The organism is Pontibacillus sp. ALD_SL1 (genome assembly GCF_017355605.1).
The window spans coordinates 717,925-731,504 of record NZ_CP062974.1 but is presented as its reverse complement, the minus strand read 5'-3'; the positions used below and the strand labels follow the sequence as shown (position 1 = coordinate 731,504).

Genomic DNA, 13,580 nt, shown 5'->3' with positions numbered 1-13,580 from the left:
TGGAGCATTCAGCAAATAAAATCGCGGGACAACATTCAGTCCGTTGTCCCGCCTCTATTAGAGGTGCACATCTACTTTGTCATTTGATACAGTTTTCTTTTTCGCATCTTCCATCCCTTTTGTAATATCAACCTTTTGAAGTAAGATTAATCCAACCACGAAGAAGATCACCAGGCTGAAAATACCAAGCTTGCTAGACCCTGTCATACTGCCTACAAATCCAAATAAAGCAGGGCCAACGATCGCTGAGAATTTAGCCGAAATACCATAAAACCCAAAGAATTCTGCGTGCCGATCATCAGGAACCATTCGACCGAAAATAGAACGACTTAGTGACTGAGCTCCACCCTGCACGACCCCGACGCATATCGCTAATGCATAAAAGTGAGCAGCTGAATTCATGAAATACCCTAGAATGACAATCCCTATATATACGAACAGCGTGATGGTTAAAGCCCGCTTTGCAGTAATTTTAGTCGCCAGCCAGCCAAAGAAAAACGTACAAGGAATCCCCACAAATTGAGTGATTAAAAGAGCTGCGATTAAATGGCTTGAACCTATCCCTATTTCACTCCCATAAATCGTTGCCATTTTAATAATGGTAGAAATTCCATCGTTGTATAACCAAAAAGCAAGTAGAAAAACCAGGAGTTGTTTGTACTGATTAATCTCACGAAACGTATTGGCCACACGAGAAAAGCCTATCCGTGCATAAGATTTATTCTTTTTAACTTCCCCAGCCTTCTTCTCTTCCTTTACATTTTTAAAGAGTGGTATTGAAAAGACAAACCACCATATCCCAACCGAAACAAAGGCTAGTTTAGTCCCCATCTCTGCTGAGGAAAAACCGAACCACTCATATTTTTGAATCATAAGCAGGTTCAGAGCTAAGAGCAGTCCCCCTCCAATGTATCCAAAGGCAAACCCTCTAGAAGATACTTGGTCCATGTCCGTGCCCTTTGAGATTTCAGGTAGGAATGCGTCATAAAAGATGTTTGCCCCGGAAAAACCGATTGTACCTATGATTAAAAGGAACGAGGCGAATAAATACTCGCCACTATCCACAAAGGCTAGCATAACGCTTACGATCATACCCATATAAGCGAAGAAGCGTAAGAATTTCTTCTTAGAAGCAGAATAGTCACTGATGGCTCCTAGGATAGGAGCTAATATGGCCACGATTAAAACCGCAATGGACTGGGAATAACCCCAATAGCTTGTAGCTTGATTACCCGTTAAATTAGAAGCAGCTACCTGTTGATAAAAGATAGGCAAAACAGCAGCCATAATCGTTGTAGCAAATGCCGAATTCGCCCAATCATAGAGAGCCCAGCTTCGGATTAATTTACGATTCATCTTCGCCCCCACGCTTTCGTCATAGTTTTAAATTAGCTTAGCAGAAACAGCTTCAAGAAAACGCTTTATTTTCTAAATTTTAACACAACATTAACAAACATGAGGTGATTGTTTTGAAAATTGCAGTATTCGGAGGCACCGGACGTGTAGGGAGCTCATTTATTCGGATGGCTTTAGATCAGGGACACACGATTCAAGCACTCGTTCGTGACCAGGATAAGGCTCATAACCTAATCACTGAGGCAACCCATATAATCGGTGATGTTACACAGGAAGAGGATATTAGAGCTACAGTTAATGGATGCGATGTGGTCTTTTCTAGTTTAGGAACGGACAAGACAACCACGCTATCTAAAAGCATGCCACTCATTCGAAAAGTGATGGAAAAGCAAGGGATAAACCGGGTTGTGACGATTGGCACAGCAGGGATTCTTAACAGTCGCTATCAAGAAGGAAAATACCGTTTCCAATCCTCAGAATCAAAACGAACCAAGACATTTGCAGCTGAGGAACACCTCAAAGCTTATTTAGAGCTTCAGTCTTCATCTTTAGACTGGACCATCGTCTGCCCTACTTATTTACCAGATGAAGAAGAAATGGGTGGGGTTCGATACGAAGTTGACTTCCTTCCTAAAGAGGGGAAGAAGATATCCACAAAGGATACAGCTCGCTTTGCCTTTGAGATTCTTGATCCTCCCTCTTTCTCCAAGAAAAGAGTAGGGATCTGCTACTAGTTTGAAGGTATAAAAAAAGCCAGTCATTCTGTTTGAATGACTGGTTTTTCATTTTACGGAACCAAGTTATAAAATTCTTCAAGCGTAGCATCTTGATTATACACCTTCGTCGCTACGTCTTTACCAACATAGCGTAAATGCCATGGCTCATATTCATACCCTGTAATATCAGTCTTTCCTTCTGGATAACGTATAACAAAACCATAGTTGTGGGCATTCTCCGCCAGCCATTCCCCTTCTTTCATATCTCCGAGGTCTTGGCTCAACTTAAATGACAACTTAGCAACAGTTACGTCCATTGCAAGGCCTGTTTGGTGTTCACTGTGCCCTGGAACAGCTGAGAACTGTCTGGCATGTTCTTCCCCATGCTTCTCTACATTGCTTGCAAAAATGGCTTCTTGCCTTTCGTATGCCCTGTATCCAGAAGCAGCAACTAAATCAATACCTGCTTGTTCTGCACCTTCAAATAATTCTTCAAGAGCACTCGCTGCGACTTCACGCATTTGCTTTTTCTGATGGAAATCTTCGAAATAAAACGGCACTTGTGGAACAGTTAAATCAGGTGGTGTGTACCCATCAGGAAGCTTTCGTTGCTTGTTCACAACGACCTCTATACTTGTAGGGTTATCGACAACCTTGGCAGATGATTCACTGGATTCTTCTTGATTTGAATCTTCCTGGTTCGTCGATTGTTCTTCAGAGTCAGAATCTTCATTCTGTTCCGATTCATTGTTTTCACTTATTTCTTCATTCGATTCGTTTTCTTTTGAGGTTTGATCTTGGTCCTCATCTGGGTTTTCTTGATCTTGCTTTGAATCCTCTTCAGAACGGTTTTCCTTTTTCGTTACAGCCGTATTTTTTGATGCATTGTCTTTTGCTTGTTGGGTTTCATCTGTACTGGATTGACACGCGGCCAGAGCTAACATACTAACGAACCCGATCAGAAATATTCTCCTCATGATGTGTTTCCTTTCTGTATCAAGTTACTTTACAATATAACACGTTTTAGAAAAAGATGACAAAAGAATAAAGGCCTTCTATCCTCCCTCAACACCCGTTATATCTTCCATACAAACATAATGAAAACGTTAACAAAAGCGACACAAATACCTCGTTGCTTAAAATGAAACGGTGGTATAATAAAGGTGTAAAGAAAAACAATACAGCTAAACAATTTAAGCGACTCAACCATCGCGAGTTCGTTTCCAAGCGAACAAAAGATATGGCCTGAAAAGGGAACACGCCTCCTGTGAAAAGGGTAAAATGAATGCCCCAAATAGCCATGTTGAAGCAATTGAGTATTAGAGTGTGCGCCTCACTTTCTTAGACGATGACCCATAAGGAAACGTTACACCTACTCCTTATTCGGTAGCCTAACAATCGTTTCACTCTAAAACGATTAAACGTTCACTTTTGTAAAACAGCGACGCCAATTTTACAAATCGAACGAACATTTAGGTCGGAGGAAACGGATTCATGAAGAATAATCCTTCCAAGCACGGCGCTAATGACCGGAAGCAATAAGTAGGATCGAGGATGATTCTTACTATGGTTGAGTCCCCTAAGTTGTTTAGCACTTACGAACACCCAAAATTGGTGTTCGTTTTTTATTTTTCCCTGTTAAAAAAGCGTTCTCCTCTAAGGAGAACGCTTCCTTTTATGACTTTTTCTTTGCTTTGCCTTGAGCTTGAGGCAAGGAATATACGGCTTCCTCTAATTTATCAAGCTTTTTATCAAACTTTACTAGTAAAAACATTGTCACTGCAATGGGAAAACCAAAGTTCCCAAGAAGCTGAATAAAAACCAAATAATCCATCATCATCTTCCTTTCTATTACGGTTGTATCCTTGTAGATTTAGCAAGATTATAAAAACGTTGAACCCCTCAACTAAATTCTTCTTTAAAACTGCGCGTACAGCTGACCAATGTTTTTATTTTCTTAAGAAGACTCATTGTATTGATTCCTTCGCTCATTCAAATCCACTAATCCCGGGACTTCATCTAACGAATAGCTCCTAACGTAGTGGATGACGCAAAGCTTCAATTCTTGCTCAAGGTCCTCTCTGTTATCTGGCTTTGTTAGTCGTAGTGATTTTCTAATTTTTGGTGTGAATGTATCAATAACCTTCTCCACTGTCTCATATCCACTTTGAGCTTCTTTAACCCAATCGTATAAAACGACCATAAGCTCCCCCCTTTTATTCATTCGATAATAAACTCCGCAATTTCTTTAAAGCTTTTTTCCGGGATTTAGAAACAGCTTGTTGAGATGTATCCATTCTCTTAGCGATTTCTGTATCCTTAAGTTCATAGAGATACGCCATATCAAGAACTTCCCTTTGCTTGTCCGTTAGCGAAAAATAAGCTTCTAGTAACAGATCATCCTCTATACAATCTTTCAATGAAGTAGGAGCTTCCATATATAAAATCTCCCCTTCGCTCACAAGCTGATCCTTAAAAGTAATTCCGTCCTCATCCCCCACTGACTGATCTAGAGTTAGCGTGTTATGTTCAGCAAATCGCCTCATCCTCTTGTCATAATTCACGCTTTGAAAATATAATGATTTATTTAAATAAGAAGTGAAACGAAGTCCGAAGTAATACACCTTAAAAGCTTTGTCTAGATGATCTTTACGAGTTTGATTTGGTGAGTCAACGTATTCTTTTAACAATTCTTGGTGTTCCGGCTTTCGCAAAAATGCCTCTACAGCCCGATTTCCTTTTAAATTCGGAAACTCCTTATAAAACTTCTCTTCTACCTCTCTCATTTTCACCACCCCCAAAACAAGAACGTATGTTCGGTTTTCATTTAAAAAAAGAAGCAAAAGGAGAACAAACTCCACTTTTGCTTGATCTATTACTCTATAAAGAAAGAGTGACCTATAAAATTACAACCTAACCTTTTTAAATCGTTCATTTGTACTATATATTACACCATAGCTGCTACTGGAAAATAAAGAGGTTATAGACCTAATTTTTCTAGATTACACATAGCTAATCAGTTTTACAATTGGTGATTGTTTGTGTAACTAAAGGTATTATATAGGTACATTTCCGGATATCGCAGTGGCTAAGATTCTATTATAATACGTGTGAACAATGATTTGGTTTATTTTTCCTACATTACTTAAGAGAGGATTATCATCATGAAATGGATATCACGCGTTACATTTGTACTCCCCCTAATTCTTTCTATTCTTTTCACTCCTATTCTTTCGGAAGCAAAGGAAAAGAATGCCTATTTACAATCAACTTGTAAAGAATTTGGATGGCTCCTTTCAAATTGGACTCCCTTTTGTTATTTACTACATGCGTCTTCTGAAACGAAGAATCCCATCACCCTTACATTCGGAGGGGATGTATTAATGGAGTACTCCCTTGTGACCACTATGGAAAATTCAGGTCCGGATTACCCTTTTCAATATGTGGCCCCTTTATTTAAAAAGAGTGATTATACCGTAGTCAATTTAGAAACACCTATTACAAGTGCGACTACTCCATTCCCAAAGCAATACAACTTCAAAGCTTCCCCTCTTCTGTTAGAAGGGTTATCAAGTGCAGGGGTGGACCTAGTCAGTCTTGCGAACAATCATACATTGGATTATAACGTACAAGGACTTTTAGATACCTTCAGAGCGCTAGATCATAAAAGCATTGATTATATAGGGGCTGGTCGTAATCAACAGGAAGCCTATAAAGAAAAACGAATCTCTATAAAAAATCAAACAGTTGCTGTATTAGCCTTTTCTGAGGTATTACCTGATTTGAGCTGGTATGCGGGTGTGAATACACCCGGTGTTGCAAGCGGGTATCAACTTGATCGAGTGCTCTCGATTATAGATAAAGTGAAAGAAGAAGTCGATTATGTGGTTGTATATTACCATTGGGGTGATGAGAAGGTTAATTTACCGAACGAAGACCAAACCCGTATTGCTCACACATTGGTCGACCATGGAGTTGATGCGGTAATTGGGTCTCATCCTCACGTATTACAAGGTTTTGAAGTGTATAATGGAAAACCTATCGCCTACTCACTAGGTAATTTCTTGTTCCCAAACTATGTAACCGGGAAAACAGCAGAAACAGGGGTACTTGAAGTCACCCTTATAGAGGAACGTGTATCCATGACTTTTCATCCTTTTGAAATCAAGAACGATCAAATTATCCCACTTACAAAACAAGAAGAGAAAGCTCAATATAACTACTTGAACTCCATTTCTTTCAAAGCTGCTCTAGATCAAGATGGGAACCTCTATTCTCGGTAAAGGTATATATTCGAAAAAAAAGTGCTTAGAGTTTGAACTCTAAGCACTTTTTGCATGTATACATGATTATTCATATGTGTATGGTCTGTAAATTTCACTCAATTCAACTAGACGTTCATGATCCCCTCGATCAATTGCATCGTTAATCTGGGATTCCAGGTTTGATTTGTTCCACTTGTAGCAAAGCTCATCTAATGCTAAAGTGCTTGCTAATTTAATCTCGTAAGGCACATCACGTTTGGCACTAATCACATCTCGATCTTTCATCGGGAACCAAGTTAGGGCGTACGACACTTTTTCCTTTCTCATGGAACTCTCCCCCTTTTAAGTAGTATATGATAGATCTTTATAAATTGAAACAATTTTCTGATAAAATAACTATTAATTCTATTTTCCCCATGATTTTCTCTATTAAACCTTTGAAATACCTATGTTTTCACTCTAATTTGTTCCCTATTTCAGTAACGTGAATAAGATAATGTTAACCAGTTTTCAAGTCATTCTAATCTGGAGAACAGGGGGACAATAGATGAGTTTCTCTCCTTACAAGCTCTACACTCAATACCGCCCTGATATTGCCCACTTCACACCTTTTTCTGAACGAACCTACACACTCACTCACTCTGACCAAACAGGTGATTTATTTCTAACGGTTTCAAAAGAGTTTGCCGTTGACCAGACAAACGAGATGCGTGACGAGGTGTTTGGATGGTGGTCATTACTACCAGATACCTCTGTTCAATTTCAAGGAAGTGTATTAGTAGGGACCGAAGAAATGCCTGAAGCCCAACAAGAAATTCGTTACCAAATTTTTATGAGAGAAATGGGTACGGCTCTTAAAGGGATCTTTTACGGAGAACGCTGGTTAGTGGAGATGAATCCACTTCTCTCTGAATCTCCTGTATGGATCGGATTTAAAAGTAATCTGTCCAAATACAGAGGAAATATATACTTTGGAAGAGTAAAAGATTATATGTAAAAAGGCCATCCACGTGGGATGGCCTACCATTCTATTATTTACTATGAATACGGCTTGCAATATCAACCGTACGCTTCGCTTGGTGTTTTACTGCCGCTTCTACATCTTCTTGCATGTTTCCATCCTGATCAACTGTCACGGACGTCCCATAAGGGTTTCCGCCACCAGAGAAGACGGACTGATCTGAGTAACCTGGTGCAGCTACAATAGCTCCCCAGTGAAACATGGTTGTGTAAAGGTTTGTGATCGTTTGCTCCTGACCACCATGAGGATTTTGAGCGGAAGACATTGCACTTACTACTTTGTTCACAAGTTTCCCGTTAAACCATAGACCACCCGTTGCATCTAAAAATGATTTTATTTGAGCTGGAACGTTACCAAAACGAGTTGGTACACTAAAGATAAAACCATCAGCCCATTCAAGATCATCATTTGAAGCGACTGGTACATCCTTCGTTTCTTCTAAATGTTGCTTCCAGGCAGGGTTTTGAGCGATTGCTTCCTCAGGCGCTGTCTCTGCCACGCGAACAAGCTTCACCTCAGCACCAGCTTCCTTAGCTGCCTCTTCTGCCCACTTAGCTAATTTGTAATTCGTACCGGTTGAACTGTAGTAAATCACTGCAATGTTTGTCAAACTTATCTCTCCTTTTATCCAATCAGTATAGTCCACCCATCATTTCCACATCATGAAATAAATGGGATACCTATAGTATATACCCACCATGCACTTACTTCAAAACAAAGAGTTTCAATATCAAGATATTTTTTGGCTAGATATTCTAGTATGATTCGGCCGTTACCTTATGTGGAGGATAGGGCAGGATTGGGGACAACTCGCTTTCCTGCGGGTGAGCTGGAAAGCGAGTGGATTCCAGGCCCGCCTTACGCTCCATTTAAGCGAACGGAAACGTTCATCTAACTATTGCAATTGAAGGATCAAAAATTAGCGTGAGTAAAAAAGAAGCATAAGTAAAGGCAACCCTGAGAGGGTTGCCTTTACTGTATAATGTATTATATGACGAGTTCGTAATATTGCGGGAACGTCCAGTATGAATTTGTCCAACCGCGTTGCACGGCTAGTTCTTCGAAAGATTGGGCATGACTGTTAAAGAATTTAATAATAGCCTCTTCTATGTTCTCCTCAGAAGGGTTGTATTGCAACAACACAGGCTTTGAGAACTTCATTCCACGTACAGAGCCTTCAATGATTACGGTTTCCTTAACCAATAGCCTCACTCCTTTGTCATTGAAATTTCCAAAAGCCAACGGCCGTCTACCGATCTTGTTTCTGCTATCTAAAACATATAAATAATATCTTAATAAGCAGATACCCTTTCGGGAGTAGATTAATCCCCTATTCGACATTTTGATTACAAATATGACAAAATACAGGTCTTTATACCTATTGTTTACTTCAGGATATATTATTGGATTAAGGAAACATTATTTTATGGTGACAATAGAAGTGAAGATAGCAACGTTTTTTTCTCTAGACTCATATGAACCCCTTTTGGTAAGCTATATAAGGTTTATTGATAGGGAACGGAGGATCAATATATGAATGAATATGAGAACCTAAAAAAAGGTGAGCAAGGTGCATGGATTAGCATATGTGCTTATCTCATATTGTCTGCTACTAAATTAATTATTGCTTCTGTCGGTCAATCAGAAGCATTACGCGCAGATGGATTGAACAACGTTACAGATGTCATCGCATCTTTAGCCGTCTTGATCGGGTTACGGATCTCCAGAAAGCCACCTGACAGAGACCACCACTATGGACATTTCCGCGCCGAAACGATCGGCTCACTCATAGCCGCTTTCATAATGATGACAGTTGGCTTACAAGTTATATATGAAACCATTCAACAAATATTTGCCGGTCACGACGAACAACCCAGTTTACTTACCGCTTGGACTGCAGCTGGTGCAGCTGTGGTGATGTACGGTGTCTATCGCTATAATTTACGCTTATCTAAACGGATTAATAGTCATTCGCTTTACGCAGCCGCTCAAGACAACCGATCCGATGCCCTTGTAAGTATTGGTGCTTTCATCGGTATTATTGGTGCACAATTTGGAGCCTATTGGCTGGATCCAGTAGCTGGTTTCATCGTAGGACTCATTATTTGTAAAACCGCCTATGAAATATTCCGTGATGCTTCCCATACGTTAACAGACGGTGTTGACGAAGAACTTCTTGATCAAGTAAAAGATACGCTCAAGCAAGATACGGACGTGAAAGTCGTAGAGGATGTGAAAGCACGCTTACATGGAAATCAAGTCCTTGTTGACGCAACGATCTTAGTCGATCCACAGCTAAGTGTGCAAGAAGGCCATGATATAACAGATCGCCTTGAAAATTCACTAGCTGATGAACATGGTATTCATTATGCACATATACACATTGAGCCATATCACGAAGAAGAATAGACATTCGGTTTACAAAAACTTAAACCGCTTCAATGAATTTGAAATTCCCTTTGAACGCTTGTCATTATTCTTTTATAAATATAAAAAAGGAGCTTGGGATATCCCAAGCTCCTTTTTCGTGCACATGAATATAAACCACGTTTGCCACGCGCTTTGAACCTTTTACGATGAAGCTGGTAATGTCTCAAGCAGGTGGTCAAGGTGTTTCCATCCGTATGCTGTTTCTTCGTAAGTACCTTTCCCTATGGTTATATTTTCTGCTTCTACCGCAATAGCCCCGTACCGTTCATAAAAGCGTTTATTCGGATTACGTGTTAATACCCAAACTAATATAGAGCCATACCCTTTTTGAGCCATATCACTTGTGAAGGCTTTTAATAATCCTGTACCTAGACCTTTCATCCTTACTTCATCTAGTAAATATATAGCGTAGATCTCTCCGTCATATCCGTAAACCTTTGTGCGTTCTTTTCCACCAGATATAAACCCTACCACCCGGTCCGTTTCATCGGTGGCCACAAAGATGGTCTGGTTGTTAATAGGCGTTTTTAAGATTGTTTCCCATAACGTTATGCGATTTTCAAGTGTTAAACTCTGAATATCCTCTTCCTCAATAAGCGGTTTATAGGTCGTTCTCCAACTTTCCACATGAACATAAGCAATTGCTCTAGCGTCTTCCTGGGTCGCTCTTCGAATTGTATACAACTGCTTCCCCTCCCCCTGATCTAACTTTTGCAAGCGCTTACTTCAATTGTATTCGGTATTTGTGATTATGTATAGAAAAACGCCACCTTTCGATGACGTTTTTATTTTATGAGCAAGAAAACGAAGCAATACGATCCGTATCAATGACGAAATATACCCAGCGGTTTTGTCTTGAACGCCAGCGATAACCCCCAACAGACGTTCTACCGATGAACGTTGGGTAGTACCAGAACCTTCTCCCATTATTTAAACGAACACGTGTATAGCGGTACAAACATCCATAAAACGAACCTGGGTCTACTGCAAAAACGCTCGGCTGACCGCCGTAACCATTAAACTGCCCCTGACCTGGTGGTGGGCCGAATGGCGGCTGGCCGCCTCCTCCTTGCCCAGGAGGTGGGCCGAACGGTGGCTGACCTCCCCCACCTTGACCAGGAGGTGGACCAAATGGTGGCTGTTGTTGAGGATATCCCCCGCCAAAACCACCGCCGAAACCGCCTTGACCTGGAAATAATTGACCCACAAGCCAACTTAACCCATCATTCTGTCTATAATCCATGCTGTCTGGCTCCTTCCGTTATAAGCTCACTATACTATATGCAATGACCCATACAGCGTGACAGAAGCCTTTTATATAATAGTTAGGATATATACCGTTCCAATCGCAACCAACACGGTAACAATCGTGTGTGCTCTTAAGAATGCAAACAGAACAGCTACCCCACCTGCTAGGAGACCAATGTGTGGTTCTCCATCAATAACAGTTGTAATACCAGGGAAAATAAGAGCTCCTAGGGCAGCGTATGGGATCGCATTCAGCCAACGGGAAACCCAAAGAGGGAATGTCCATCGATCTACGACAAACGCAGGCAAGAAACGAGGGAACATGGTAACGATCGCCATACCAATGATAACCAAAATCATGCTTCTTCCTCCTTTAACAATCCAATACCACTAGCTCCACCGACAAGCGTAGCTACAACGATCGCCCATCCATCACTAATCCCTAGAGCTGATAATAGATAATTAACAACCATACTAATGATCGCAATGATACCAATCTTCCATTCTCTCCTGATCGACGGTACTAACAGAGCGATAAACATCGCATATAATGCCACTACCATACTTTGACTGAGAGCAGCTGGAATCACTTCTCCAAGAACCCCTCCTAGAAAAGAACCGCCAACCCATGAAGAATAGGATACTAGAATCATAGAGGCGTAAAACCAACCTCCATAAGGATCCTTAGATTCTTTCTTATGCAGGGAACCAACAGCAAAGGTCTCATCCGTTAATCCTAATGAGAGAGGGACTTTCCATTTAAGCGCAAACGAACGAATTTGATTCATAAACGAAAAGCTCATCACAAAATGACGGAAGTTGAGAACAAAGGTGGCTAGTATAATTTCCATTGCACTTACACTAGTTAAAATCATATTGGTTGCTACAAACTGGCTTGCCCCAGCAAAAACCATCACACTCATCATCGTGATCTCAAAAAGACTTAAACCTGCCTCACTTGCTAACACACCATATGTAATCGCAATAGGAAGATACCCAAACATAATCGGCAGACCAGCCATTGCCCCTCTTTTCAAAGAATCGCCAACCCCCGCACTAGACCTTTCTACAATTTCTGAATTTGCCTGCACCTTGCATCCCTCTCCACCATTCAAATTTAAACCATTATAATCCAGATTCATTTACATGAGAAGTGGCTCTAGAGAAAACACCTCAATTGAAAAAACAATCCCATTTGAATTTGTTCAGGGGTGCCTTAGAAAAATAAGCATAATAGAACCCGCCTAATAGGCAGGTTCTTTCATTACAGGTTATTTTTGATACTCTAAATTCTTTTTGAGGAGTTTGAAGGAATCTTAGCAGTATTCACACGATTCATTTCACATGATTTTCAATATAGCAACGTCTATAATCGTTCAATAATAGCCGCAGTCGCCATACCATGACCAATGCAAATCGTTAAGAGTCCGAAACGTCCGTTTCTTCGTTCTAACTCATGAAGAAGAGTGGTCATAAGCTTTGCACCGGTGGCACCAAGAGGATGCCCTAAAGCGATCGCTCCTCCGTTGACGTTTACCTTTTGTAAATCTGCTTGCAACTCTTTTTGCCATGCAAGAACAACTGGCGCAAAAGCCTCATTAATTTCCACCAGATCGATATCATCAATCGTTAAACCAGCTTGAAGGAGAACTTTCTTGGTAGCAGGAATGACCCCATCTAACATCATTGTCGGATCAGATCCTACTACAACCCGCTTCACAATCCGAGCTCTTGCTTTTAAACCTAGCTCATTGGCCTTGTCTTTATTCATCAATAGTACAGCTGCTGCTCCGTCACTCATCTGGCTCGCATTTCCTGCTGTAATCACTCCATCTTCCTTAAAAACTGGCTGAAGCTTCTGAAGCTTTGAAAGTGATGTACCTCTACGGGGGCCCTCATCCTGCTTGACTAGTATAGAGTCCCCTTCCTTTGATAACCCCTCCAAAGGAACGATCTCCCTTTCGAAAGTGCCAGAGTCGATCGCATGGATCGCGCGCCGATGGCTTTCATAAGCGTACTCATCTAACTGCTCTCTTGTAAAACCATACTTGAGAGCGATTCGTTCCGCTGAAAGACCTTGATGAATAAATTCATACTTATCATGTAGCGAGTCAGGAATCGTTCGCTCATCTCCATCACTTAAGATAGGAACTTTCGACATATTTTCAACGCCTGCTCCTATCGCAATCTGCATATCACCAGCCAAAATTTCTTGGGCTGCAAAATGGATCGCTTGCTGACCTGAGCCACACATTCGATTTAATTGCACAGCTGGTACTTCAACAGGGAAGCCTGCTTCTAGTCCAGCAAGCCGACCAATGTTGTATCCCTGCTCCCCAACAGGTGAAACACACCCCATCACAATATCCTCGACATGCTCCTTATTAATGCCTGCTCGTTGAACAAGTTCATGTAATACGGTACTTGCCATATGAACAGGATGGACATCTCGGAAAACACCTCTTCTTTTTCCTACTGCTGTCCTGACAGCTTCGACAATGACAACTTCTTGCCCCATTCTCCCACTCCCTCTCCCATGCCCTA

At 41.0% G+C, this 13,580-nt stretch carries 17 protein-coding genes; 4 read left to right on the top strand and 13 right to left on the bottom strand.

Annotated features, from left to right (window positions below; all coding sequences use genetic code 11):
• Positions 1-57 precede the first annotated feature (57 nt).
• The gene (locus tag IMZ31_RS03715) at positions 58-1,356 is read right to left on the bottom strand and encodes an MFS transporter (RefSeq protein WP_207529271.1); all 1,299 of its coding nucleotides are present in this window, start codon (positions 1,354-1,356) and stop codon (positions 58-60) included.
• A gap of 113 nt (positions 1,357-1,469) precedes the next feature.
• Here IMZ31_RS03715 and IMZ31_RS03710 point away from each other — a divergent pair, with 113 nt between their 5' ends.
• Positions 1,470-2,090, top strand: coding sequence for an NAD(P)-dependent oxidoreductase (locus IMZ31_RS03710; protein ID WP_207529270.1), 621 nt, complete (start codon positions 1,470-1,472; stop codon positions 2,088-2,090).
• A 53-nt stretch (positions 2,091-2,143) separates the two neighbouring features.
• Here IMZ31_RS03710 and IMZ31_RS03705 read toward each other — a convergent pair whose 3' ends face one another.
• From IMZ31_RS03705 to IMZ31_RS03690, 4 genes are all read right to left on the bottom strand, one after another.
• Positions 2,144-3,049: a M15 family metallopeptidase gene (locus IMZ31_RS03705; protein ID WP_242705632.1), complete on the bottom strand. Its 906-nt coding sequence runs from the start codon at positions 3,047-3,049 to the stop codon at positions 2,144-2,146.
• Between the two features lie 698 nt (positions 3,050-3,747).
• Positions 3,748-3,906, bottom strand: a complete 159-nt coding sequence (locus IMZ31_RS03700; protein WP_242705631.1) for a YvrJ family protein — start codon at positions 3,904-3,906, stop codon at positions 3,748-3,750.
• Between the two features lie 123 nt (positions 3,907-4,029).
• Positions 4,030-4,275 carry a hypothetical protein gene (locus tag IMZ31_RS03695; RefSeq protein ID WP_207529269.1) on the bottom strand — a complete coding sequence of 82 codons (246 nt, stop codon included), beginning with the start codon at positions 4,273-4,275 and terminating at the stop codon, positions 4,030-4,032.
• Between the two features lie 13 nt (positions 4,276-4,288).
• A complete protein-coding gene (locus tag IMZ31_RS03690) occupies positions 4,289-4,858 on the bottom strand; it encodes an RNA polymerase sigma factor (RefSeq protein ID WP_207529268.1) in 570 nt (189 codons plus the stop codon).
• 378 nt (positions 4,859-5,236) lie between these two features.
• Between IMZ31_RS03690 and IMZ31_RS03685 the strand changes: the two genes are divergently transcribed.
• Positions 5,237-6,355, top strand: a complete 1,119-nt coding sequence (locus IMZ31_RS03685; protein ID WP_207529267.1) for a CapA family protein — start codon at positions 5,237-5,239, stop codon at positions 6,353-6,355.
• Between the two features lie 66 nt (positions 6,356-6,421).
• Here the strand turns inward: IMZ31_RS03685 and IMZ31_RS03680 are convergent, their stop codons facing one another.
• Positions 6,422-6,664, bottom strand: a complete 243-nt coding sequence (locus IMZ31_RS03680; RefSeq protein WP_207529266.1) for a hypothetical protein — start codon at positions 6,662-6,664, stop codon at positions 6,422-6,424.
• Between the two features lie 220 nt (positions 6,665-6,884).
• Between IMZ31_RS03680 and IMZ31_RS03675 the strand changes: the two genes are divergently transcribed.
• Positions 6,885-7,334 (top strand): staygreen family protein, encoded by a 450-nt coding sequence (locus tag IMZ31_RS03675; RefSeq protein ID WP_207529265.1) that lies wholly within the window; start codon positions 6,885-6,887, stop codon positions 7,332-7,334.
• A gap of 34 nt (positions 7,335-7,368) precedes the next feature.
• Here the strand turns inward: IMZ31_RS03675 and wrbA are convergent, their stop codons facing one another.
• On the bottom strand, positions 7,369-7,968 hold the full coding sequence (gene wrbA, locus IMZ31_RS03670) for an NAD(P)H:quinone oxidoreductase (RefSeq protein ID WP_371825480.1): 600 nt from the start codon (positions 7,966-7,968) through the stop codon (positions 7,369-7,371).
• 377 nt (positions 7,969-8,345) lie between these two features.
• Complete coding sequence (locus tag IMZ31_RS03665) at positions 8,346-8,561, bottom strand: hypothetical protein (protein WP_207529264.1); 216 nt, start codon at positions 8,559-8,561, stop codon at positions 8,346-8,348.
• Between the two features lie 330 nt (positions 8,562-8,891).
• On the opposite strand from IMZ31_RS03665, the gene IMZ31_RS03660 reads away from it, so the two are divergent.
• On the top strand, positions 8,892-9,767 hold the full coding sequence (locus IMZ31_RS03660) for a cation diffusion facilitator family transporter (protein ID WP_207529263.1): 876 nt from the start codon (positions 8,892-8,894) through the stop codon (positions 9,765-9,767).
• Positions 9,768-9,929: 162 nt separating this feature from the next.
• Here IMZ31_RS03660 and IMZ31_RS03655 read toward each other — a convergent pair whose 3' ends face one another.
• The 5 genes from IMZ31_RS03655 to IMZ31_RS03635 form a co-directional block, all read right to left on the bottom strand.
• Positions 9,930-10,472 (bottom strand): GNAT family N-acetyltransferase, encoded by a 543-nt coding sequence (locus tag IMZ31_RS03655; RefSeq protein WP_207529262.1) that lies wholly within the window; start codon positions 10,470-10,472, stop codon positions 9,930-9,932.
• A 106-nt stretch (positions 10,473-10,578) separates the two neighbouring features.
• The gene (locus IMZ31_RS03650) at positions 10,579-11,031 is read right to left on the bottom strand and encodes a hypothetical protein (RefSeq protein ID WP_207529261.1); all 453 of its coding nucleotides are present in this window, start codon (positions 11,029-11,031) and stop codon (positions 10,579-10,581) included.
• Positions 11,032-11,102: 71 nt separating this feature from the next.
• Positions 11,103-11,396: an AzlD domain-containing protein gene (locus IMZ31_RS03645; RefSeq protein WP_207529260.1), complete on the bottom strand. Its 294-nt coding sequence runs from the start codon at positions 11,394-11,396 to the stop codon at positions 11,103-11,105.
• Positions 11,393-12,127 (bottom strand): AzlC family ABC transporter permease, encoded by a 735-nt coding sequence (locus IMZ31_RS03640; protein WP_371825479.1) that lies wholly within the window; start codon positions 12,125-12,127, stop codon positions 11,393-11,395. Before IMZ31_RS03640 ends, IMZ31_RS03645 begins: the two co-directional genes overlap by 4 nt.
• A gap of 275 nt (positions 12,128-12,402) precedes the next feature.
• The gene (locus tag IMZ31_RS03635) at positions 12,403-13,554 is read right to left on the bottom strand and encodes a thiolase family protein (protein WP_207529258.1); all 1,152 of its coding nucleotides are present in this window, start codon (positions 13,552-13,554) and stop codon (positions 12,403-12,405) included.
• Positions 13,555-13,580: the final 26 nt, after the last annotated feature.